This is a genomic window from Amycolatopsis sp. w19 (genome assembly GCF_051373225.1).
Taxonomy (GTDB): Bacteria; Actinomycetota; Actinomycetes; order Mycobacteriales; family Pseudonocardiaceae; genus Amycolatopsis; species Amycolatopsis japonica.
Window position 1 is genome coordinate 176,753 of record NZ_JBPQFM010000006.1, and the last position, 23,801, is coordinate 200,553.

Below are 23,801 nucleotides of genomic sequence, written 5' to 3' on the forward strand. Positions count from 1 at the left end.
ACCGTCTCAAGTGGACTGAACGTGCGTTACGGGCGGCGGTAGATCGTCATGGAATGGCCCACTCGCTCGATCGGTGTACTGCCCGCGATCAGCGAGCCGAGGTCGCCGCCGTGGCCGTTTCCGGGCGCCCCTCCCCCGCCCATGGGATCGGCGAACGCGCCGAGGACCGCGGAATCCGACACGGCGAGCACACCGTGCACCTGATCCTCGGGCACCGTGAGCGGGTCGGCGGCATCGATGCCGTAGTAGGACGGCAGACCGCTCCCCTGGTAGACGAGCCAGGTCCGCTCGCCCGCGTAGTCCTGTTTCAGGCGATCCGCCAGGCGGCCCAGATCCTGCCCCCAGTCGACGTTCGAGTCCAGCAGGTACCGGTGCGTGTTCTCCGGGCCGCCGAACGCCTCGTTGGAGTACGGAAGGTAGTACGGGAACGTCATCAGCGAGCTGACCGCGGCGAAGGCCACCACGGCGACCGCCGCCACCTTCACCCACCGCCGTCGCACGACGAGCACCGCGGCCGCGGCGACGGCCAGGAACATCGGCGCGAAGGCCAGGTACCGCACGCCGTTGTCGCGGACGATGACCATGGCCGTGGCCATGAGCAGGGCCGTCGGGACGAGCACGTACGGCGCCGCCGGGCGCAAGCGCCGGACCGACAGCAGCACGGCGGCGCCCGCCAGCCAGATCGCCAGCGCCCCCAATGGTGTCTTCACCAGCAGCGCGGCGGGCCCGTAGTACCAGAGCGAACCCGTGTAGTGCCTGCCGAACAGGAAGTTGTGCCACACATGGTCTTCGAGTTCGAACTGGAAGCGCATACCGTCGCGCAGCGGCTGCGGGAACGGCAGCCACTCGACGAGCGTGCGCATCCCGTGCAGGGGCTGCATACCCGACGGCGTCTCCCAGCGCAGGCCCGGATCCACGACAAGGTACGACGCCCACACCACGGCGATCGCGATCAGCGCCATCCCGGCTCCCGCCAGCACACCGCGTCCGATCAGCAGGGCCGGGGTCTTCAGGTCGAGCCCGCGGGCGCGGCGGGCGTGCCATACCGACAGCACGGCCAGCGGGACCAGGACCGGGACCACCACCAGGGAAAGCACCTTCGTGGCCGTGGCCGCGCCGAGGGCCAGTCCGGCGAGCGGGAGGTAGAGCCCGGGGCGGCGCCGGGCGCGCCACACCAGCCAGACCGACGTCAGCAGGAACCCGGCCACCGGCACGTCGAGCGTGGCCAGCGAGCCGTGCGCGATGACGTCGGGCGAGAACATGAACAGGGTGAGCGCCAGCACCCCGCCGGCGCGACCGGCCAGATCGGAGGCGAACGCGAAGACGACCAGCCCGAACAACAACGTCAGCAGGATCACCGGGAGCCGGGCGGCCAGCATCAGCCGGTCCGGATCGTTGCCCGCCTCGTAGACCACGTGCTTGCCGAGTTCCCACTCGTGGCCGCTGAAGCCGGGGGCGATCTTCGGGTCGGTGAAGGCCACCCCGGCCGCGATGATCAGCTTGCCCAGCGGCGGATGCTCGGGGTTGTACCGCAGGCTGTGCTCTTCGAGGTAGACCACCGCGGTGCCGACGTAGACCGGCTCGTCGATGGTCGGGGACTGTTCCACGGCGGTCGTGATCATCGCGATCGCCATCTGCGTGAGCAGGGCGATCACCACGCCCGCGTACAACCACCGCTGGTGTCTGCGCACCCAGCGGAGAATCGCGTTGTCGTTCGAAGGGTCCACTGACGGCTGAAGGCCATCGGTCGTCAAGTTCGGCGTCCTTCCCCCGGCGGGCCGGTGCGTCCGGCTCGCCCTGGATATCGATTACTCGGCTATGCGCCCGCGCCGACGAGGGCCATCACGGTCGGCGCCGCCGGTGGGCGACGCCGAGTCGGGTCCGTGATGGCCCTCGTCGGCCGGGTGTTGGTGGAAGAGCTGTCAAGAGGTGGTGGATCGCGGTGTTCCGAGCAAGACTTGCTCCCAAAGCGGCATTGGGGACGTTGAGCGATGCCGTTGGTCAGTTCAAGGCCGGATGGGTTTTCGATGGAGGTCGTGAGTGATAAAGAGCGTTAGAACGCTCTTTATCACTCACGACCCCGGCGCGAGGGAGCCAGGGCCCTGACAAGCCCTCCGTCGCCCACTTGACCAGCGGCACCAGCCGGAACTGGCGGCCGAGACCCGCCCCGCCCGAATAAACCAACAGCATCGTTGAGCGTCCCTAACGCCACATTGGGGGCGCTGGGATCAGCGCCTTGGTGGAGAAGAAACTCAGGCGGAGAGCGAAACTCCGGTCAGCTGCCGCTCCAGTTCCACGCTGGTGGCGTAGTCGGGCAGCAGCCCCTGCCGCTCCGCCTCGGCGAGCGTGATGGCGACCTGGTCGCGGTCGGACAGGATCGGCTCCACCTCGGTGCCGATCGGCAGGCCCAGTGCGGGGTCCAGCGCCAAAAGCGCGAGTTCGTTCTGCGCCACGTAGCCCGCGGAAAGCATGTACGACATGACGGTGTCGTCCTCGAGCGCCACGAAGGCGTGGCCGACGCCGACCGGGAAGTACATCGTCCGGAAGTCCTGCTGGTCCATCAGGACCGCGTCCCATTTCCCGAACGTGGGCGAGCCGACCCGGATGTCCACGACGATGTCCAGCGCCCTGCCGCGGGCGCAGTAGACGTACTTCGCGATGCCCGGCGGCGTCACGGTGTAGTGGATTCCCCGCACCACACCGCGTTTGGACATGCTGTGGTTCGTCTGCGCCACCGGGAAGAGCGGGCTGCCGTGGGCTTCGGCGAAGGCCTCTTCCTGGAACGGCGAGACGAACAGGCCCCGGTCGTCGGGGAAGACGCGCGGGGTGAACTCGATCGCGCCTTCGACGGCGAGTTTACGTGCTTGCACGGCTTGCTCCTGTGCTCGGTCAGAGGGTGGAAAGGACTTCGCGGACGGCGTGGATGACCTTGTCCTGCAGGTCGGGTGAGAGCGCGGGGTACATCGGCAGCGAGAAGATCTCGCCCGCCAGCTTCTCGGTGACCGGCAGCGAACCCTTCTCGTAACCGAGGTGGGCGAATCCGGTCATGGTGTGCACCGGCCACGGGTAGCTGATGTTCAGGTGGATGTCGTAGGCCTTGAGGCGTTCGAGGATCTCGTCACGACGCGGGTGCCGCACCACGTACACGTAGTACACGTGCTCGTTGCCCGGGACGGTCTTCGGCAGCTTCAGTTCGGTGTCGCCGAGGGCGTCGACATAGCGCTGGGCGACGGCGCGGCGGCCGGCGGTGTAGGCGTCGAGCCGCTTGAGCTTGCGCCGCAGGATCTCGGCCTGGACCTCGTCCAACCGGCTGTTGTGGGCCGGCGTCTCGACCGTGTAGTAACGCTCTTCCATGCCGTAGTACCGCAACCGGCGCAGCTTCGCGGCCACCTTCTCGTCCGACGTGATCGCCGCGCCGCCGTCGCCGTAGGCGCCGAGCACCTTGGTGGGATAGAAGGAGAACGCGGCCGCGTCGCCGGTCGTGCCCGCGATCGTGCCGTCCTGCCGGGCGCCGTGCGCCTGGGCACAATCCTCCAAAAGGGACAGTCCGTGTTCCGCGGCGAGTTCCTTCAGCGGGGCCATGTCCACGCACTGGCCGTACAGGTGGACGGGAAGCAGGCATTTGGTGCGTTCGGTGATCGCGGCCTCGACCTGGCGGGTGTCCATCAGGAAGTCGTCCTCGCGGACGTCGACGAAGACGGGAGTGGCGCCGGTGCCGTCGATCGCGACCACCGTCGGGGCGGCGGTGTTCGACACCGTGATCACCTCGTCGCCCGGCCCGACACCCAGCGCCTGCAGGGCGAGTTTGATCGCGTTCGTGCCGTTGTCGAGCCCGACGCAGTGCCCGATGCCGTGGTACGCGGCGAATTCCGTCTCGAAGCCGCGCAGGCTCGCGCCGAGCACGAGCTGCCCCGAGTTGAAGACGGTTTCGACCGCGTCGAGCAGGTCTTCGCGTTCGGTCTCGTATTCGGCGAGGTAGTCCCATACGCGCGTGGTCATGTGCGAGCCTTTCCGTGAACAGGGGTGGTCAGCGCGGCGACGGTGCGGCGCACTCCTTCGGGCAGTGAGATCTCCGGACGCCAGCCGGTGATCGCCCGGAACGGCGTGGAATCGATGGTGACGCTGCGCAGATCCGTCGCCGGCGCGTGCGACGGGGGTTCCACACAGGTCACGTCCACCGGGCCGCGTCCGGTGTGGTCGGCCATTTCCTTGGCCACGAGCCGGAAGACGTCGGCCAGCTGGTCTCCCCGGCCGGCGCCGAGCAGCCAGTGACCGCCGACCAAGGCGTCCGGGGCGGCCAGCGCCGCGGTGAACGCCGCCGCGATGTCCTCGACGTGGACGAGGTCGCGGCGCACGGTGCCGTCGCCCCAGATGGTGAGGTCCTGGCCGTCGAGCGCCCGCCGCGCCATCGCGGACACGACACCGCGGTCGGGATTCGCGCCCACGGCCGGGTTCTCGCCGAACACCGTGGGCAGCCGCAGGCTGATCCCGCGCACGAGGCCGTCGGCCGTGGCCTTCTTGAGAACCTGTTCCGCCGCCAGTTTCTGCTTGTCGTACGGGGTTCCCGGCTCGTCGGGCTCGCTGCCGTCGATCGGTTCCCGGGGCGGCACACCGACCTGCGACGCGGCCCCGCCGTAGATCACCAGCGGAGGTTTCCCGCTGACAGCGCCGATTACGTCGACGAGATCCCGCATCACGCCCAGGTTCACGCGTTCGGCTTCCTCGGTCTCGGCAACCCGCCAGCCGCCGTCCGCCAGCAGCAGGTACACGATCGCGTCCGAGCCCGCGACCGCTTCGGCCAAAGCGGCGCGGTCGGTGAGATCGGCGGCGACGACGGTCGTTTCGGCCGGGCCGGGCGGCGGCGTGACAGACCTGCGCGCCACCGCTCGCAACCGGATCGGTTGCCGCGCCAGCGCGCGGGTGACGGCCGAGCCGACGAAGCCCGACGCCCCGAGGACGGTGATCAGCTTCATTTCATGCCTTTCCTTGCGGCTGCGCCGTCGCGGCGTTGATACAGGCGAGCAGGGTGCGGGCTTCGACGTTGACGTAGTGCCCGTGCCGGGTGAGCGCGGTGAGCTGGGCGGGCGTGACCCAGGCGTAGCCGGGCGGGACCACGGTCGTGTCGTCCGCGTCGATCGCGAGATAGCGGGCCCTGACGTTGAGGAAACGGCCGCCCTCCTCGGAATGTACCGCCTCGTACCGGATCCGCGAGCGCGGCGCGTCGAGGACGAGGTCGAGGAAGGGCGGGCGGCTCTCCGGCGGCAGGTGCGCGTAGTTGTGGGGCGTGCACTGGACGGTCGGGGCCAGCTCGACGGTGTCCAGGAAGCCGCCGTCGGCGCGGGCGTGCACCAGGACGTGCGGCACGCCGTCGATCTCGCGCACGAGGAACGCGACGACCCCGGTGCCGACGGATTCCAGCAGCGGCTGGGTCCAGCTGATCTTCTCGCGGTTGCTGCCCTTGACCGCGACCGCGAGGACCTTGAAGTACCGGCCGTCCTCGTGCTCGATCGCTTCGACGCCCTGTTTCCAGCCGTCGACGTCCGTGAGCGGGATGCGCCGCGCGCGGACGTCGTGGCGCGAACGCTCGTTGGTGAACCACGACAGGAGCTGGATGTCGGAGAGCAGCGCGCCGGAAGCCCTGTCGTGGTACGGAAGACACGACAGCACGCTCCTGGCGTTCATGTTGATCGTCTCGTCCTCGTGCATCAGCTCCGCGATCTGGCCGAGGGTGAGCCAGCAGAAGTCGTCCCACATCGGCACGTCGTCGACGGTCTCGACGATCATGTTGCGATTGGACTTGCGGAAGAACCACGAGCCCTGCTCGGCCTGCAGGACGTCGACGATGATCCCCTCCGGATCGGGCGGGGCGAAGTACTCGATCAGTTTGACGTTCGTGCCGCCGTGCGCCTTGGTGTAGTTGCTGCGGGTGGCCTGCACGGTCGGTGAGAGCTGCACGAGGTTCGGGTTCCCCGGCTCCATTTTGGCCTGCATGAGGAAATGCAGGACACCGTCGAACTCCTTGGCCAGGATGCCGAGAATGCCCACCTCGGGCTGTTTGATGACCGGCTGCCGCCATTCGCGGTACGGCCCGTCGCCGTGGGGGCCGTCGGCCTCGACCACGTGCAAGCCCTCGATGGCGAAGAACCGTCCGCTGCTGTGCACGAGATTCCCGGTCACGTCCTCGAACCACCACTGGTCGAGCTCGGCGAAGGGGATGCGTTCGACGTGGAAGACGTTGGCCTCACGGCGTTCGGCGATCCAGGCGCGGACGTCCTCGGTCCGCATGTGCACGCCGTCGGTCGTCGCGGCCGACCGGGCGATGCGGTCGGCGTGGTCGCGATCGGCACGAGGACGCACCGTCGCGGGCGCGAGAAGGGGCAGCATGGACCTCACCTTTCGTACCGAGTGCGCAACCGCCGGGCCGCGCTCACCGAGTCGCAGCCCGCCAGGCCCAGTGCGTTCCGGAGTTCGACGGCGAGCAGGTCGAGCACCTGACGGGCGCCCGCCTGGCCGTCCGCGGCCAGGCCCCACATGAAGGGCCGCCCGATCAGTACCCCCGACGCGCCGAGGGCGAGCGCCTTGAGCACGTCCCCGCCGGTCCGGATCCCGCCGTCCAGCAACACTTCGCAGCCGCCGGAGACGGCGTCCGCGATCTCCTCCAGCATCGCGATCCCCGGAACGGCGCCGTCCAACTGACGGCCTCCGTGGTTGGACACCACGATCCCGGTGGCTCCCGCGTCGACGGCGCGCACCGCGTCCTCGACCGCGAGGATCCCCTTGAGCACCACCGGAAGGTTCGTGTGCGCACGGACCGCCTCGACGGATTCCCAAGTGGCCGGGGCGAACTCCCGCGCGGTGTGGTCGGCGACGGCGGAAAGCCCTTCGGTACGGCGATGCGCGGCCGCACCGGCGTCGAAGTTGGCCGCGGTCACCGATTCCGGCAACGCGAAACCGTTCCGCATGTCCCGCAGCCGCCGTCCCATCCACGGCACGTCGACGGTGAACACGATCGCCTCGCAGCCTGCGTCCTCCGCCCGGCGCACGAGCTCCAGTGACCGCTTTTCGTCGCGCAGCCAGTACAGCTGGAACCACGGCCGTCCGCCTACCGCCGCGATCTCCTCGAGCGGGACACTGCTCAGGGTGCAGATGGTGTACGGCACCCCGGCGTCACGCGCCGCCCGTGCCGCCGCGAGTTCGCCCTCGGGATGGAACAACCGCTGGTACGCGACCGGCGCGACCGCCACAGGGAGCGAAGCGCGCCGGCCGAGAACCTCGGCCTCGGTGGTGCCGCCGGTCACCTCGCACAGCATCCGGGGGATCACGAAGATCCGTTCCAGCGCGGTGCGATTGGCCGCCAGCGACGCCTCGGCGCCGCTGCCCCCGGCGAGGAAGTCCCAGATCTCGCCGGGCAGCGCGGTCCGTGCGGCACGTTCGAGGTCGTCCAGGCAGAGGTGGGTCATCGCCGGGCGGGGCCGAGCTTGCTCTGCCCGGTGCGCTCCAGCTCCACGGCTTCGTACAGGGCCTTGATGTTGGAGCTGCCGAACGTTCCGGCGCCCTGCCGCTCGATGATCTCGAAGAAGATCGTCTTACGCGGATGCGTGGAGGCGGTGAAGATCTGGAACAGCTGGCCGCCGTGGTCCTCGTCGGCGAGCAGCTTCGTCTCGCGCAGATCGTCCAGCGAGTGCGTCTCCAGCTCGATCCGCTCGCCGAGCAGGTCGTAGTAGGTGTCCGGGGTCTTCAGGAATTCCACGCCACGCGCGGAAAGCTCCTTGACCGCGCGGACCGCGTCCGGACTGGTGAAGGCGATGTGCTGGACGCCGGACCCGTGGTGCTCCTTGATGAAGTCGTCGATCTGGCCGGGGTCTGCGGTCTTGTCCGGCTCGATCAGGGTGAGGGTGACCGCGCCCGACGTGCTCTGCACGACGGTCGAGTTCATCGCCTGCGCACCGACCACGATGTGCTCTTCGAAGATCTGCTTGAAACCGAGCGCGCGCTCGTAGAACGCCACCGTGGGGCCGAGATCGCCGGCGTTCAGGCACACCGCGAAGTGGTCGATCACGCCCAGCTCCACGCCGCCCTTGCCGCGCGGGGCCTCCTCGGCGACGTCGCTCTGGATCAGGGTGTGCACGACATCGCCGAAACCGCTGACGGTGGCCGTGAGGACCGAGTCCACGCCCTTCTCCGGCTCGCGGAGGGGTTTCGCGCCCGCCTTCACCGCGGCTTCGAAGGCCGCGGCCACGTCGGGGGTGCGCAGCGCGATGTCGGCCACCCCTTCACCGTGGGTCTGCAGGTAGGTCGCCCCTGGGTGCCGGTCCGACAGCGGCTCGGTCAGCACCAGCGCGATCGCGCTGTGCCGCAGCGTCACGCTCCGGTGGTCGGCCGACCGGTCGGTGGCCGTGACGGAGAAGTCGTACTTGTCCAGCCAGCCGGACGCGGCCACCTCGAGGTTGGCCACATACATTTCCACATAGTCGATCTCGAAATTCTGCGTGCTTTCGTGAGAAGACAAGACATTCCTCCGTGGAATAGATGTAATCCTCAATCACAGGATGGCGCGAAGCCATTTCCGCATCAATGGTGTCCGCTTGACACTTCGGTCCACATCGGACAGACGTCGGGTCAGCGGCCCGTGAACCGCACCGGGAGCTCCCGGTATCCCTGCACGACGACCGCCCGCAGCCAGGACGGGTCCTTCACCAGCTCCACCCGCGACACCCGCTCGGCCACCTCCCGCAGCACCACCGCCAGCTCGATCCGCGCGAGCGCGGACCCGAGGCAGTGGTGCATGCCGTGCCCGAAAGCGATGTGCCGGTTGGGTTTCCGCCCCGCCCGGAACGTGTCCGGCTCGTCGAACACGGCGGGATCCCGGTTCGCGGCGGGAAGCCACGCGACCACCGGTGTGCCGGCTTCGAGGTCGTGGCCGTTGATCGTGACCTCGCCGGTCGTCACCCGCAACACGTGCATCGCGGGCGAAGTCCAGCGCAGCACCTCGTCCACGACGGTGTCGACGTCGGCGTCCCCGTCCCGCACCTGGGCCAGAAGTCCCGGCACGGTGGCGAAAGCGTGCACCGCGCCGGTGATCGCGTGCCGCGTGGTCTCGTTGCCGCCGATCAACACGTTGTCGCAGTTGAGCAGGACGTCGTCGATCGAGAGCTCGTCGTCGGAAAGCAGGGTGCTGACGAGATCCTCGCCGGGGCTCGCCCGGCGAGCGGTGATCAGCTCGTCGAAGTAGACGAGGATTTCGGTGTGCGCCTGACGGGGCGTCATCCCGTCGAACAGTTCGTCCTCGCCGCCGAACGCGTGGTTCGTCAGGTCGATGAGCATGTCCTGGTCTTCGGCGGGCACACCGAGGATTTCGCAGACGACGGCGGCGGGGATCCGCGGGCCGATCGCCGCGGCCACGTCGCACACCTCGGCGTCGAGCACCCGGTCGAGGACGCCGGTCACCTCGGTCCGCACCCGTTCCGACAGTTTCCGCGCCGCCGCCCGCGAAAGCAGCGGCCCCACCAGTTTGCGCAGTTTCCGGTGCTGGTCCTGTTCGGAGACCACCATCATCTGACCGCCCGAGTTGTCGGGATGATCGCGGTCGAAGCCGATCATCATCCCGTACTCGGAGGTGAACGGGGCCGACGGCGCGAGCACCGCCGCGCACGCCTGATGCGAGAACACGGACCAGAACCCGCTGGGCGAGCTGCCCGGGCCGCTCCACACCATCGCGTCTTCCGCCGCGTACTCGCGCCACCGGTCGTGCCGGGCCAAGGTCGTGTACAGGTCGGGATCGCCGAGGTCGACGGCTGTCGTCGTCTGCATGAATGGTCTCCAGGTCAGGTGTGTGCGCCGTCGAGCACCTTGGCGAGCCGAGCCACTGTCGGGGCGTCGAAGAACGCCTGCACCCTCAGCCGGATCTTCAAGCGTTCGCGGACCCGGCTCACGAGGCGAGTCGCGAGCAGCGAATGGCCGCCGATCTCGAAGAAGCTGTCCTCCACCCCGACGGTGCTGACGCCGAGGACTTCGGCGAACAGCTCGGCGAGGATGATCTCCGTGGGGGTGAGCGGTGCCCGTCCGGCCGCGCGTCCGGCGTGTTCCTCTTCGGGAGTGGGCAGGGCGACCCGGTCGATCTTGCCGTTGGGCGAGACCGGCAGGCTCGGCAGACCGACGACCACGTCGGGCACCAGATATCCGGGCAGCTGGTCACGAAGCGGCGTCAGGAGTTTTTCGGTGGGCACGCGTTCGCCGCCGACACCGACCACATAGGCGACGAGCCTGTTCTCGTGCTCGGTCACCACCGCCTGGGCCACGCCGTCCACCGCCAGCAGGGCGGCTTCGACCTCGCCCGGTTCGATCCGGTGACCGCGCACCTTCAGCTGGTCGTCGACCCGGCCGACGAAGACGTACTGACCGTCCGGACGCGTCCGGACCCGGTCTCCGGTGCGGTACATGCGCCCGCCCGGGCCACCGAAGGGATCCGGCAGGAACCGTTCCGCGGTCGCGGCCGCTCTCCGGAGGTAGCCGCGGGCGAGACCGGGCCCCACCGCGTACAGCTCGCCGACGTCGCCGTCCTCCACGGGGCGCAGCCGATCGTCCAGGACATAGGTACGGACACCGGTGATCGGCCTGCCGATCGGCGGCGTCTCCTCCCCGGTCAACGGCTCGCTCGCGGTGACCGCCACCGTGGTCTCGGTCGGACCGTAGGCGTTGATCATCACGCGGTCCACGGCCCAGCGTTTCGCGACCGGGGCCGGGCACGCCTCGCCGGCGACCAGGAGGGTCAGCCCGGCGGGCAGGCCGCCCGCCTCCTCCAACGGCGCCAGCGCCGACGGCGGCAACGTGACATGGGTGATCCGTTGGTCGCGCACCAGCCGGGAGAGCGGCTCACCGGGCACCAGATCCGGCGCGGAAGCCAGGACGAGACAGCCACCCGCCTGCCAGATCGGCCAGAATTCGGCGACCGCGGCGTCGAAGCTGGGTGAGGCGAAGGCCAGCAACCTGCTGTCGGGCCCCAGTTCCTGACGGCGCACGTAGTCGTCGGCCAGGTTCGGGATCCCGCGATGCGTGACCAGCACGCCCTTCGGCCGACCCGTCGAGCCCGAGGTGTAGATGACGTACGCGGGGTGGCCTGGACGCAACGGACCGATCCGGTCCTCGTCGCCCAGGTTCGGCTCTTCCCGGCCAGGCTCCCGCGCCACGCTCAGGATGACGGGGGCGCCGGTCACGTCCTGCCCCGGCAGGCACAAGAGGCAGTGCGCCGCCGCGTCGTCCAGCATCTGCCGCTTGCGTTCCTCCGGATAGTCCGGATCGACCGGCACGTACGCCGCACCCGCCTTGTGCACGGCCAAAATCGCGATGACGAACTCGATCGACCTCGGCATCGCCAGCGCGACGAGCCGCTCCGGGCCGACGCCGTGCGCGACGAGCCGCCGGGCGAGCCGGTTGGCCTCGCCGTTCAGCTCGGCGTAGGTGAGGGTGGTGCTGTCCATCGCCACCGCCGGCCGATCCGGCAGCACGGCTGCGGTCGCCTCGAACAGGGCGGGGGTCGTGGCCGCCGAAAGGACGGTCATACGGTCTCTCCCAGTGTCTCGGACGATTCGGTGCGGAGGAACCGGATCAACTCGCGGTTCACCGCTTCCGGGTTCTCCAGGTAGCCGAAATGCCCGCACTCGGGAATCGTGCGGTAGGTCGCGCCGGGGATCGCGGAAGCCAGCTCCAGCCCGGCCGCCGGTGGCGCCACGAGGTCGTGCTCGAACGAGACGACGTGACAGGGCACCTTGATCTCCTGGTAGAAAGCGAGGCGATCCGGCAACGCGCTCAGCAGCAACTGCGACCGGACACCCGGGCCCCAGGATCCGGCCGCCGCGAACAGGTCGAGCCAGTCTCCGGTGAGGTCGTCGTCGGCGAGCGTCGCGGGCCCCAGGTTGTGCATGGCGCGGACCGCGGCCAGGAAACCCGGCGGCAGCTCGATGCCCTGCTCGATCAGCTTCGCCTCTCCCTCGGCGAGCTCGCGCTGGACGAGACTGCTCTTGCCGCAGGCGGCCATCAGCACGACCGATTCCAGCAGTTCCGGATGGGCGAGCGCGACCTCTTGCGCGATATAGGAACCCATCGACGTGCCGACGATCCGGCACGGCACCGCGTCCAGGTAGTCGATCAGGGCGGCCACGTCCGCGACGAGGTCATCGATGGTGAATCCGTCCGCGCCGTCGTCGCTCGGCGGGATCCCGCGATTGTCCATCGTGATCACCCGGAAACCGGCGGCGCGGAGCGCGGGCACCTGATGCAGGTCCCACACCGAACTCGGCGCACCGGTGCCGGTCAGCAGAAGGACCGCCGGACCGTCGCCACAATCGTTGTAGGACAACCGGATCCCGTTCTCGGTTGTCATCAGCATGATGCTCCTTGAGGGAAAAGGGCTGCTGCGCCAAGACGTGGCGCGGATCCGACCGTACCTTCGGAGATCCGGTGTCCGAGAGCGGTGACAATGGACAATTCCCGGAAAAGGGGGCGTCCACCGCCTCTTCTTGACACTCCGACGGCGTATGGAAATCCTAGTATTCATGGATTCAAACGGTCTGTCCACTCACTTGAACGTGGAAACGCTGCACGGATCGCTCACCGATCCGGCCATCTCGTCGATGAACCTGCTGAACGAACTGATCGACGAATACCCTGTGGCCATTTCCATGGCGGCAGGCCGGCCGTATGAAGAGTTCTTCGACATACGACTCATTCACACCTACCTCGACGCCTATTGCGACCATCTCCGGCGCGACCGGAAAATGGACGAGGCCGTGGTGACCCGCACGCTCTTCCAATACGGCACCACCAAGGGCGTCATCGCCGATCTCATCGCCAAGAACCTCGCCGAAGACGAGAACATCGACGCCGCCCCGGAATCCGTCGTCGTCACGGTGGGCGCGCAGGAGGCGATGTTCCTGGTCCTGCGCACGCTGCGGGCGGGCGAGCGCGACGTGCTGCTCGCCCCCGCCCCCACCTACGTCGGCCTGACCGGGGCGGCGCTGCTCACCGACACTCCCGTGTGGCCGGTGCGGTCGAACGAGAACGGCATCGATCCGGACGATCTCGTCCTCCAGCTGAAGCGCGCCGACGAGCAGGGCAAGCGGGTGCGCGCCTGCTACGTGACCCCCAACTTCGCCAATCCCACCGGCACCAGCATGGACCTGCCTTCGCGCCACCGGCTCCTCGACGTCGCCGAATCGAACGGCATCCTGCTCCTGGAGGACAACGCGTACGGCCTGTTCGGCTCCGAGCGGCTGCCCTCGCTGAAATCACTCGACCGGTCGGGATCCGTGGTCTACCTCGGTTCCTTCGCCAAGACCGGCATGCCCGGCGCCCGGGTCGGTTGCGCGGTGGCCGACCAGCGGATGGCCGACGGCGGCCTGTTCGCCGACCAGCTTTCGAAGCTCAAGGGCATGCTCACGGTGAACACCTCCCCCATCGCCCAAGCCGTGATCGCCGGGAAGCTCCTGCTCAACGACTTCAGCCTCACCAAGGCCAACGCGCGGGAAATCGCCATCTACCAACGGAACCTGCGGCTGACGCTCGACGCGCTGGAGCGCGGGCTCGGCTCGTGCGAGGGCGTCAGCTGGAACACGCCGACGGGTGGTTTCTTCGTCACCGTCACGGTTCCGTTCGTCGTCGACGACGAACTGCTCGAAACCGCCGCCCGCGAACACGGCGTGCTGTTCACCCCGATGCACCACTTCTACGGCGGCAAGGGCGGATTCCACCAGCTCCGGCTGTCGATCAGCCTGCTCACGCCGGAACTGATCGAAGAGGGCGTCGCGCGGCTCGCGGCGTTGATCAAGCCGCGGCTTCCCTGAGCGTTTCACGCGAAAGCCCCCATCCTTTGGTGAGGATGGGGGCTTTTTCGTGCGTCGGGTGCGAGTGGGTGCTGCGGCTGGGGTGAAGGGGCCCATCGCCGCGTCTGATGCGGCGATGGGCCCCTTCATCCCATTTCGGCCGGTCTGGGTTGCGTCGGGTCCCGAGATCCGTGATGCGAAAGCCACTTTCGCAACGTTGAAGGTTGCGAAAGCCACTTTCGCAACCTCCCCGCACCCACGACCGACCCCTCGGAAGTACATGAAGGCCCCCTTCACCGCGTCTGATGCGGCGATGGGCCCCTTCATCCCATTCCGGCAGCCTGGGTTGCGTCGGGTCCCGAGATCCGTGATGCGAAAGCCACTTTCGCAACGTTGAAGGTTGCGAAAGCCACTTTCGCAACCTCCCCGCACCCACGACCGACCCCTCGGAAGTACATGAAGGCCCCCTTCACTGCGTCTAGCGCAAGGAAGGGGGCCTTCATGTACCTCTGGCGAAACGAGGCATGTCGCGAAAGCCACTTTCGCGACGTCTGACGTCGCGAAAGTGGCTTTCGCGACACCAACCGCCGTCGGTCAGGGCTTCGTACCGGTCACCAGCGCGTGCTCGAACGGCAGCTCGACCGAGCGCACATCGACGCATCCGACCGACTTGAGCCACGCCGCGGCCTCGGCCACCGGCCAGGCCATCCCCCGCCCGGTGGCGAGAATGTTGAGGTACAACGAAAGCCGCGCCGAAAGCGGGCCGCCGGTCTCGTCGTCCGCGGCCGCGAACCCGTAGATCGAGATCTTCCCGCCGGACGGCAGCACCTCGTACGCCTTGGCCAGCAACATCACGCACTGCTCGGCCGTGAAGGTATCGAGGACGTGACTGAACAGGGCGTGGTCGGTGCCGCCGGGGAACGGATCCGTCAGCAGGTCGGCCGGGTGCAGGGTGAGCCGGTCGGTGACCTCGGCGGGCACCCGCTGTTCGGCGAGCGCCACGCTGCTGGCCAGGTCGAGCAGGGTGGCCTTGAGGCCGGGGTTGGCCTTCAGCAGGGCCGCCGCCGTGGTGCCGTCACCGCCGCCGACGTCGAGCAGATGCCGCGACGACTTCACGTCGATGTGTTCCAGCAGGCCCGGCATCGTCTGCAGCGAGAACGCCGACATCGCCGTGTAGAAGATCCGCGCCTTCTCCGGGTCGTTGCCGAGCCGCGCGTACAGCGTGTCGCCCGGGCCCTCGAGGGCGTCGAGGGCTTCGTTGGTGCCGGCGCGCAGCGCGGAGGTCATCCGCGCGAACGCCGGGTAGTAGATGGTCTTCCAGCTGAGCAGGATGTGCTGCCAGCTCTCCGGTCCGGTCGTGGCGAGCAGCTCGGTCGCGACGGGGTGGTTCACATAGTCGACGCCTCGCTTCTCGATCAGGCCCGAGGTGGTCAGCGCGAGCATCAGCACGCGGACCTTGTGCGGTTCCAGGCCGGTGAACTCACCGAGCGCCGCGGCGTCGGCACCGCCGCGCTCTTCCAGGAAGTCGAAGATGTCCAACTCGATGCCGGACACCACCGCGTTGAACAGCGCGGGGCCGTTGGCGATCAGCTGGAAACGACGGTGGACCTCGGTGGAGTCGAGCGATTCCTGCATCGGCAGATTTCCTTTCCGGCCGGCGGAGACTTCCGCAGACGTTGAGAACGACACCGGCCCGCCTCAGAAGGAGCCGGACGCCGGTCCGGCATTGGCGTCGAAAGAGCTGCCGGAGTAATCGGGATGGAGTACGGAGAAGGCATAGGTGGCGGGCGCGGCGATCATCGCCACGACCCCGAGGACGAGCGCCGCCGTGACCAGGGATTTCGACGCGCTTTCCCGCACTCGCGCCAGGATCAGCACGACGAGGGCGGCGACGCCGAGTACGAGCGAGCCCCATTTCGCCCACGGCAGGAAGTTCGGGTAATGGGACCACAGCCAGGCGCCCCAGGCCAGTTCCGCGGCGATCGCGATCGGCAGGATCCAGCCCTGCCTGCCGCCGTTGCGGTACGCGCGCCAGAAGGTCACGATGCCGAGCCCGGAAAGGGCCGCGATCGCGGGAGCGAGTGAGGCGACGTACGCGGTGTGTGCGACGTCGCTCACGCTGAAGACGAAGAGGAAGGTCACCAGCCAGACGCCCCACATCACCAGTCCGCCGCGCACCGGGTCGGTGCGCTCGGCGCGGCGCCACCACCAGAGCCCGCACAGCAGCGACAGCAGGGCGAGCGGGAACAGCCAGGCGATCGCGACACCGAGGTGACCGTCGAGGAGTTTGGTCGCCCCCATCGGATCCGCTCGTGTCTCCACTTTGGACTGATCAGGCTGCGGACCGCCCGGACCGAGCGGCTGGTCGCCGTCGGCCTTCGGGCCGAGGTTCCCGTTCTGCTCGTCTTGGTGCTTGGTCCCGAAGTTCCCGTTCTCGTCGAGACCCTGACCGCCACCGGGGCCTTGCGGATCCCCGGGGCCGCCTTCCGGCCCGCCAGGGCCGCCACCGGGGCCGTCACCAGGACCGCCCTCGGGGCCACCAGGGCCGGCAGGGCCACCGGGGAAGTCACCGGGTCCGCCGCCGGGACCGCCCGGCCCGAGCGACGGCAGGCCGCCGCGGCCGTTGGGGTCTTCGGCGCCGGGCAGGTGGACACCGATGCGGCCGAGACCGTTGTAGCCGAAGACCATGGCGAACGCGCTGTTGTTCGTGGTGCCGCTGACATGCGGCCGCGCGCTGTCCGGGGTGAAGGTGTAGAGCGCGATCCACGACAGCGACACCGCCAGCGTCACCACACCGGCGATCCCCAGATGCGTCACGCGGCGGCGCAGTTCGACCGGGGCGGTGAGCAGGTAGCCGATCGCCAGTGCGGGCAGGATCATCCACGCCTGCACCATTTTCGCCTGGAAGCCGATCCCGACCCAGACGCCCGCCAGCACCAGCCACTTCAGCCGCGCCTCGAGCACGGCGCGCTGGTAGGCGTCGACGGCGAGGACCAGGCACATCGTGAGCAGGCCGTCCTGCATGCTGTGGCCGAACATCGACGCGAGGACCGGGGTGAGGGTGAAGACGCCCGCGGCGAGCAGGCCGGGCACCACTCCCGCCCAGCGCCGCACGACCCGGTACATCACCAGCACCGAGATCACGCCCTCGATCACCTGCGGCAGCGCCAGCGACCATTCGTGATAGCCGAAGATCTTGGCCGAGATGGCCTGCGGCGCGAACGATCCGGCGAGTTTGTCGAGCGTGTACGTGGCTCCCGGGTCGACGGTGCCGTAGAAGAACGCCTTCCAGCTCTCGGACATGCTCTTGGCCGTGTCCGAGTACAGCGGCGCGAAGTCGACCCTCGGCAGGTTCCAGGCGTAGAGGACCAGCGCCACGAACGCGATGCCCAGCAGCGCCGGACGCGCCCACGGCGGCTGATCGGCAGGCGAACGCCAGAACGCCCAGCGGCCGCGCACGCCCTCGGGGGCGTCCGATAATGATGGTGACGGCAGATGAGTGAGTGTTGCGGACACTCCGGTACCTCGCTTAACCGTTGTCTTCGTCGACGAGAACGGGCCAGATGGTTTCGCCGAATCCGCCCCGCGGTGAGTTCTTCCGCGCGTGCTCGTCCAGCCTCGCGAAGAGATTCTTGTTCCGGCCGTTGAGCATCGTCAGCTGGGAAGAATAACACTCCACGGCTTCGTTCTTCCGTTCCCAATTCTCCGCGGTCGCGGGAACGAATTCGGAATCCCCGAGGCGGAAACCGGGCGGCAATTCGATCTTTCCCGGAGTGAACATCGAATACGGGAGGTCTTCCCACAGCCGTATCGGAACGTTCATCGCACGCGCGGCGGACAACGCGGCGTCACGGGTGGCCAGGTTGTCGGGATGGTCGACAACGGCCGCGCACGTGACGATCAGCGTCGGCTCGAATTCGGCGACGATCGCCTCGATGTCGTCCTTGATCTCGGCGACCAGACCGTCATCGCCCGGTGAATCCTGGGCCAAAGCGAGCTTTTGCCCGCCCTCCACGTGATCCGTGAGCCATCGGCCGTCCGGCAGCCTCCGGTAGATGGAGTCGAGGAACCGGCCGTGCCGGTACGCCAGCCCGAGATGGACGAGCGCGGCGATGTCCTCGTTCCGGCGATGGAGGGGCGCGTCGTCCTCCGGGGAAAGACCCCAGACCGCGTGCATACGCTCCGCCGCCGCGGAATACGGAGGTGGCGCCGTTCCGGCGAAGACCGTGTCGACGAGTACCTCCGCGCCGTCCCGCGCCGCCTGGGCGAGACCGGCGCCGAAGGAAAGGACCGCGTCGTCCAAATGCGGGGAGATCGCCAGCAGCCGACGTGGAGGCATGGTGCTGATTTTGGTCACCGCCTTGTCGCGCTTCAACCGACGAGCCTGGACAGCGCCTGTGCGGCCACCGTCGTGCCGTCGGTGCGGATCGTGCCGGCGACGGCCTTCGCGCGGGCGCGGGTTTCCGGTGCCAGCGCGGTGACGAGCGCGGCGGACAGCGAATCGACCGTCGGGTTCGGGCCGTCGTGCGCCACGCCGATGCCCAGTTCGGCCACCTTGGCGGCGAAATGCGGATGATCCGCGATCTGCGGGACCACGATCTGCGGAACGCCGGCCAGCGCCGCCACATGTGTCGTTCCGGTGCCGCCGTGATGGACGGCCGCGGCGACCCTGCCGAACAGCGCCTGCAGGTTCTCCTCACCGACGGCCAGACAGTCGGCGCCGTCGTCGGGCAGCGTCAAACCGGCCCAGCCGGTGGAAAGCACGACCCGGCGGCCCTGCGCGCGGATCGCCTCGACGGCCACCTTGGCGATGCCGGCGGGGGCGGGCGAGCAGCCGAAGCCGACGTACACCGGCGCCTCGCCCGCGGCGAGAAACGCTTCCAGCCGCGCAGAAAGCGGGCGATCGTCGGGGTGTATCCACACACCGGTCCGGACACCGCCGCCGGCCGGGGCCAGGACGGGATCCGCCGCCAGGAAGGGTTTGTCGGTGCTGCTGAAGTCGTACAGGTTCTTCACCGGCGGGAGGCCGATCGTGGCGCGCAGTTCGTTCAGCGCGCCGCCGAACATGCCGTCGGCGCCGTTGTTGTACATCCCCCGGTGTTCGGGCGACGGCACGAGCACCGGCGAAGGCACGACGTAGAAGTACGGGATGCCCAGTTTCTCGGCCACCGAACGGACACCGATCGCGCCCGACAGCAAACCGGTCGCCACCACCGCGTCACAGCCCTCGGCGGCCGCCGGGATCTTCTCGAACTGCTCGGCGATCCCCGCGATCGCGGCCTCCGGCGATTCGGGCGGTCCGCCCAGCGCGCCCGCCTCTTCGAGCACCGGCTTGCCGACGACGACGTGCGGCACGCCGGCCTCGGCCAGCCGCGCGGTGTAGTCCGGCGGGGCGCACATCCGTACCTCGTCGCCCTGCTCGCGCAACCGGAGTGCCAGTGCCAGCAGCGGTTCGATCTCGCCGCGGGTTCCGTACGACCAAAACAGCACGCGCATTTCGTATCCCCTGGATGCTTCAGCGCCGGACCGCGGCGATGCCGACCGTGGCGTAATTGATGGTGAACGAGCCGCCGATCTCGTCGATCGCCGAGCCGAGGTACGCCAGGAACCGGGCACGCGCGTCTTCCGCGAGGTGGTTGAGCCCGCCCTGGGTCGGGATCTGGTCGAGCCATTCGTCCCGTGTGCAGACACGCGACCACTCGAACCGCAGTTCCTCCGGCTGAGTGAACGCGCCGGTGCGGAGGATGCCTTCGGCCGCCTTCACGTACTGCTTGGCGTAGATCTGCTCGACGTACTCTTCGACGTCTTCGTCCTTTTTGGACGGAGGCTCGAACGTCGCGTCCGGCATCGCGTGCCGGTACGCCTCCCCCTGCGCCGTCATGACGGCTTCCGGGAGTTCGAACCCGTTGTCGAACAACGCGATCAGCCCCTGGGGAACGAGTACGTCCGCCACCTTGGCCGCGCCCGCGAACGGGTCGACCCAGTGCCACGCGGTCCCCGAAGTGACCGCGTCGAAGGTGCGGCCCGCCGGGTCCCAGTCCTCGAACTTGGCGACCTCGACGTCGAGCCCGCGCCTGCGGGCGACCTCCGCCATCCGCGCGTCCGGTTCGACACCGAGCACCGTGCATCCCGCCGCCTGGAACGGGCGCGACGAGAGACCGGTCCCGCAGCCGACGTCCACGAAGCTCTTGCCGGGGCTCAACGAGACGATCCGGTCGACCAGTGCCTCGGGATAGGTGGGACGGGCGCGGTCGTACCGTTCGGCGTCGGCGCCGAACCACTGCGCCATCTGCCGGTTCTCGTGCGGTGCTGCAGCCAGATCGGACATGTTCCTCACCCTGGTCGGTTGATGGTCAAACGGAAACGCGGCCGACGGCGGCGCGCAGGCGCTCCGCGGCCACGGTCGTCCCGTCGCCGCGGAGCGTGCCCGCGACGGCCTTCGCCCGGGCCCGGGTCTCCGGGGAGAGCGCGGTGACGAGCGCGGCGGACAGCGAGCCGAAGGTCGGGGCCGGGCCGAACTCCTCGAACGCCACACCGATGCCCAGCGCGGCCACCTGCTCGGCGAAGTACGGCTGATCGGTGATCTGCGGCAGGACAACCTGGGGGACGCCCGCCCGCGCGGCCACGGTCGTCGTACCCCCGCCGGCGTGGTGGACGACGGCGGCGACGCGGCCGAACAACGCCTGCAGGTTCACCTCACCGACGGCGAAACAGTCGGCTCCGTCGTCGGGAAGCGCCATGTCCGCCCAGCCACGGGACAGGACCACCCGGTGTCCCCGCGCCCGGATCGCCTCGACGGCCAGCTTCACCGTGTCCGCGATCTCGGGCGTGCTGCCGAAACCGACGTACACCGGCGGCGGACCCGCGGCGAGGAACTCCTCCAGGTCCGCGGGGAGCGGCCGCTCGTCGGGCAGGATCCACGCGCCGGTCTGGACGGCGCCGAGTTCCGGCCGAGGCGGGGCCAAGACCGGATCCGCCGCCATCCAGGGCTGTTCGGTGAAACCGTATTCGACGAGGTTCCCCACCGGCGCCAGGCCGAGCTTCGCGCGACGGCCGTTGAGCGCGTCCGCATAGCGCTGTGAGAAGACGTCGGTGTAGAAGTCCCACAGCGCCCGGTTGTCGTCCATCGCCTCCTCCGGCGGCCGTCCGTCGCCCCGCGACAGCGGCGGCGGGTAGTACGGCGACGGCAGGTAGATCGGGCAGTAGGCGGCGTAGAAGTACGGGATGCCCAGGCTTTCCGCCGCCGACCGCACGCCGATGGCGGCGGAGAGGACGCCGGTCGCCAGCACCACGTCGCAGCCCTCTGCGGCCGCCGGGACCGCGTCGAACTGCTCGGCGAGCTCGTCGGCGGGGCGTCGCGGTTCCGGGCCTTCCGCCATCCCCCGCATCATGGCGCGCAACGACTGCCCGACCGGGACGACCTCGATGCCGAACTCGGTCAGCCGCTCCACGGTGTCCGGCGGCGCGCACACCCGCACCTCGGTGCCGAGTTCCCGCAACCGCACCGCCAGCGCGACCACCGGCTCGACGTCGCCGCGGAGTCCGGTCGTCGACAACAACACACGCATTTCGTATCCCTTGAGTTTCAGACGGAAACGCGGTCGACCGCGTCGAGGAGGAGGTTCGCGGCCACGGCGGCCCCGTCGGTGCGGACCGTGCCCGCCACGGCCGTCGCCCGCTCCCGGATCTCCGGGGCGAGCGCCGTCTCGAGCGCGGCGGACAGGGATTCGAAGGTCGGGGTCGGGCCGTCGTGCGCCACGCCGATGCCCAGCTCGGCCACCCGGCCCGCGAAGTACGGCTGGTCCGCGATCTGCGGGACCACGACCTGGGGAACACCCGCCCGGGTGGCGGTGGTCGTCGTCCCCGCGCCACCGTGGTGGACGGCGGCGGCGACCCGGCCGAACAGCAACTGCTGGTTGCCCTCGCCCGCGGCGAAGCAGTCGCTCCGGTCGTCGATCAGCGCCAGATCGGCCCAGCCACGGGAAAGGATCACGCGGTGCCCGTGGGCACGCACCGCCTCGACGGCGACCTTGGCGGCTTCTTCGGGGGCGCGCATGCTGCCGAAACCGACGTACACCGGCGGCGGACCCGCGGCGAGGAACTCCTCCAGCTCCGCGGAAAGCGGCCGCACGTCGGGCAGTGTCCAAGCGCCGGTCTGGACGACCTCGAGATCCGTCGGCTGCAGCGGGGCCAGCGACGCGTCGGCCGCGAGCAACGGGTGATCGGTGAAGCCGTAGCCGAAGACGTCCTCGACCGGCGGCAGGCCGATCGCGGCCCGCTGAGCGTTGAGCGGCTCGCCGAACCGTCTGAGGGCGCTGCGGCTGTTGCGCTCCCACAACGCGCGGTTGTCGGCCCCCTCCGGCGCGGGCGGCTCGCCCAGCGGAGGCGGCGGCGCGTAGCGCGGCGACGGGATGAAGCGCGGGCAGTAGAACCCGTAGTAGTAAGGGATGCCCAGCTTCTCCGCCACCGACCGGACGGCGACCGCGGTGGCCAGCATCCCGGTCGTCACCACGACGTCACAGCCCTCGGCGGCGGCCGGGACCTCGGCGAACTGGACGGCCATCGCCTCGGCCGAAAGCCGCGGCCCGTCCTCGGGCGACGGCGGCTTCGCGTCCTTGATCGCCGTGCGGGTCGACTGCCCGACCGGCACCAGCGGGACACCGACCTCGGCCAGCCGCTCGGAGGAGTCCGGCGGCGCGGCCATCCGCACCTCGGCCCCCGCCTCCCGCAGCCGCACCGCCAACGCCACCAGCGGTTCGACGTCTCCGCGGCTTCCGGACGTCGCCAGCAACACGCGCTTCACGTAATTCCCCGTTCTTTCAGGTCAGGCGGGAACCGACGGCTTTTCGCGGCTGACCGCGTCACGCAGCAGGTCCACGGCCACCGTGGTCCCGTCGGCGCTGGTCGTCTCGGCGACTTCGATCGCCTTGGCCCGGGTCTCGGGATCCAGTGCCGTGGTGAGCGCGGCGGACATGGCTTCGAAGCTCGGCGCCGGCCCCTCCAGGGCGACCCCGATCCCCAGCTCGGCGACCCGGTCGGAGTAGTACTGCTGGCCGACGATCGATCGCACGATGATCTGCGGGGAGCCCGCCCGGGTGGCGATATGGGTCGTGCCGGTGCCGTCGTGGTGGATGGAGACGGCGACCCGGCGGAACAGCTCCTGCAGGTTCACCTCGTCGACGGCGAAGCAGTCGGCCTCGTCCTCGGGCAGGTCCAAACCGGCCCAGCCGCGGGAAAGGATCACACGGTGACCCTTCGCGCGGATGGCCTCGATGGCCACCTTCGCCGCGTCGGCGGTGCCGGACGAACTGCCGAAACCGACGTAGACCGGCGGCGCTCCGGCGGCGAGGAACGCTTCCAGGTCCGCGGGAAGCGGCCGCTCGTCGGGCAGGATCCACGCGCCGGTCTGCACGGCTTCGTGCCGCGGCTCCAGCGGCGCGAGGATCGGATCCGCCGCCAGCAAAGGCTTTTCGGTGGAGCAGTAGTCGAAGAGGTTCTTCACCGGCGCCAGGCCGATCTCGGCACGCTTGTCGTTGAGTGCTTCACCGAACAGGCCGTCGGCGCCCTGGTTGTACATCTCCCGCTGCGGCGCTTCGAGGTGGCTCGGGAGGTGGATCGGGCACAAAGCGACGTAGTGGTACGGGATTCCGAGCTTCTCGGCCACCGACCGCACCGCGACGGCGCCGGACAGCAGACCGGTCGCCACCACGACGTCGCAGCCTTCGGCGACGGCGGGCATCTGGTCGAACTGAACGGCGATCCCGGCGGCCGCGAGCTCGGGGTCCCGTCCCTCGCCGTCGTTCATCCCGCGGTCCGGCCGGGCGACCGGCACCAGCGGCACGTCGAGCTCGGCCAGCCGTTCGGCGCTGTCCGGCGGCGCGCACACCCGCACTTCCGCGCCGGATTCCTTCAACCGCGCCGCCAACGCGACCAGCGGTTCGACGTCGCCGCGTGATCCACACGCCCACAACAACACGCGCATTG

General features: G+C 69.3%; 19 protein-coding genes. 1 reads left to right on the plus strand and 18 read right to left on the minus strand.

The window, feature by feature from the left end; all coding sequences use genetic code 11:
* Positions 1-26 precede the first annotated feature (26 nt).
* The 10 genes from ACSMFO_RS15670 to ACSMFO_RS15715 form a co-directional block, all read right to left on the minus strand.
* Positions 27-1,691 (minus strand): ArnT family glycosyltransferase, encoded by a 1,665-nt coding sequence (locus ACSMFO_RS15670; protein WP_436459161.1) that lies wholly within the window; start codon positions 1,689-1,691, stop codon positions 27-29.
* Between the two features lie 561 nt (positions 1,692-2,252).
* The gene (locus ACSMFO_RS15675; RefSeq protein WP_436459163.1) at positions 2,253-2,870 is read right to left on the minus strand and encodes a dTDP-4-dehydrorhamnose 3,5-epimerase family protein; all 618 of its coding nucleotides are present in this window, start codon (positions 2,868-2,870) and stop codon (positions 2,253-2,255) included.
* Positions 2,871-2,889: 19 nt separating this feature from the next.
* The gene (locus ACSMFO_RS15680) at positions 2,890-3,999 is read right to left on the minus strand and encodes a DegT/DnrJ/EryC1/StrS family aminotransferase (protein ID WP_436459165.1); all 1,110 of its coding nucleotides are present in this window, start codon (positions 3,997-3,999) and stop codon (positions 2,890-2,892) included.
* Positions 3,996-4,973, minus strand: coding sequence for an NAD-dependent epimerase/dehydratase family protein (locus ACSMFO_RS15685; protein ID WP_436459166.1), 978 nt, complete (start codon positions 4,971-4,973; stop codon positions 3,996-3,998). The genes ACSMFO_RS15680 and ACSMFO_RS15685 overlap by 4 nt, the downstream gene beginning before the upstream one ends.
* A gap of 1 nt (position 4,974) precedes the next feature.
* On the minus strand, positions 4,975-6,384 hold the full coding sequence (locus ACSMFO_RS15690; protein WP_378417236.1) for an NDP-hexose 2,3-dehydratase family protein: 1,410 nt from the start codon (positions 6,382-6,384) through the stop codon (positions 4,975-4,977).
* Positions 6,385-6,389: 5 nt separating this feature from the next.
* The gene (locus tag ACSMFO_RS15695; RefSeq protein ID WP_436459168.1) at positions 6,390-7,460 is read right to left on the minus strand and encodes an alpha-hydroxy acid oxidase; all 1,071 of its coding nucleotides are present in this window, start codon (positions 7,458-7,460) and stop codon (positions 6,390-6,392) included.
* Positions 7,457-8,509, minus strand: a complete 1,053-nt coding sequence (gene hppD / locus ACSMFO_RS15700; protein ID WP_360082543.1) for a 4-hydroxyphenylpyruvate dioxygenase — start codon at positions 8,507-8,509, stop codon at positions 7,457-7,459. The genes ACSMFO_RS15695 and hppD overlap by 4 nt, the downstream gene beginning before the upstream one ends.
* A 110-nt stretch (positions 8,510-8,619) precedes the next feature.
* Positions 8,620-9,810: a cytochrome P450 gene (locus ACSMFO_RS15705; protein ID WP_436459169.1), complete on the minus strand. Its 1,191-nt coding sequence runs from the start codon at positions 9,808-9,810 to the stop codon at positions 8,620-8,622.
* Positions 9,811-9,824: 14 nt separating this feature from the next.
* The gene (locus tag ACSMFO_RS15710; RefSeq protein WP_436459171.1) at positions 9,825-11,558 is read right to left on the minus strand and encodes an amino acid adenylation domain-containing protein; all 1,734 of its coding nucleotides are present in this window, start codon (positions 11,556-11,558) and stop codon (positions 9,825-9,827) included.
* Positions 11,555-12,385 (minus strand): alpha/beta fold hydrolase, encoded by an 831-nt coding sequence (locus ACSMFO_RS15715; RefSeq protein ID WP_436459173.1) that lies wholly within the window; start codon positions 12,383-12,385, stop codon positions 11,555-11,557. The genes ACSMFO_RS15710 and ACSMFO_RS15715 overlap by 4 nt, the downstream gene beginning before the upstream one ends.
* A gap of 166 nt (positions 12,386-12,551) precedes the next feature.
* Between ACSMFO_RS15715 and ACSMFO_RS15720 the strand changes: the two genes are divergently transcribed.
* Entirely contained in the window at positions 12,552-13,838 is a 1,287-nt protein-coding gene (locus tag ACSMFO_RS15720) for a PLP-dependent aminotransferase family protein (RefSeq protein WP_436459174.1), read from the plus strand.
* A gap of 573 nt (positions 13,839-14,411) precedes the next feature.
* Here ACSMFO_RS15720 and ACSMFO_RS15725 read toward each other — a convergent pair.
* From ACSMFO_RS15725 to ACSMFO_RS15760, 8 genes are all read right to left on the minus strand, one after another.
* Positions 14,412-15,452, minus strand: a complete 1,041-nt coding sequence (locus tag ACSMFO_RS15725; protein WP_436459176.1) for a methyltransferase — start codon at positions 15,450-15,452, stop codon at positions 14,412-14,414.
* Between the two features lie 63 nt (positions 15,453-15,515).
* A complete protein-coding gene (locus ACSMFO_RS15730; protein WP_436459177.1) occupies positions 15,516-17,276 on the minus strand; it encodes an ArnT family glycosyltransferase in 1,761 nt (586 codons plus the stop codon).
* Positions 17,277-17,346: 70 nt separating this feature from the next.
* On the minus strand, positions 17,347-18,156 hold the full coding sequence (locus ACSMFO_RS15735; RefSeq protein ID WP_436459178.1) for a PIG-L deacetylase family protein: 810 nt from the start codon (positions 18,154-18,156) through the stop codon (positions 17,347-17,349).
* A 32-nt stretch (positions 18,157-18,188) separates the two neighbouring features.
* Positions 18,189-19,313, minus strand: coding sequence for a glycosyltransferase (locus tag ACSMFO_RS15740; RefSeq protein WP_436459179.1), 1,125 nt, complete (start codon positions 19,311-19,313; stop codon positions 18,189-18,191).
* A 19-nt stretch (positions 19,314-19,332) separates the two neighbouring features.
* Complete coding sequence (locus ACSMFO_RS15745; protein ID WP_436459275.1) at positions 19,333-20,106, minus strand: class I SAM-dependent methyltransferase; 774 nt, start codon at positions 20,104-20,106, stop codon at positions 19,333-19,335.
* A 64-nt stretch (positions 20,107-20,170) separates the two neighbouring features.
* The gene (locus tag ACSMFO_RS15750) at positions 20,171-21,385 is read right to left on the minus strand and encodes a glycosyltransferase (RefSeq protein ID WP_436459180.1); all 1,215 of its coding nucleotides are present in this window, start codon (positions 21,383-21,385) and stop codon (positions 20,171-20,173) included.
* 17 nt (positions 21,386-21,402) lie between these two features.
* Positions 21,403-22,620, minus strand: coding sequence for a glycosyltransferase (locus tag ACSMFO_RS15755; RefSeq protein ID WP_436459181.1), 1,218 nt, complete (start codon positions 22,618-22,620; stop codon positions 21,403-21,405).
* 21 nt (positions 22,621-22,641) lie between these two features.
* Entirely contained in the window at positions 22,642-23,799 is a 1,158-nt protein-coding gene (locus ACSMFO_RS15760; RefSeq protein ID WP_436459182.1) for a glycosyltransferase, read from the minus strand.
* Positions 23,800-23,801: the final 2 nt, after the last annotated feature.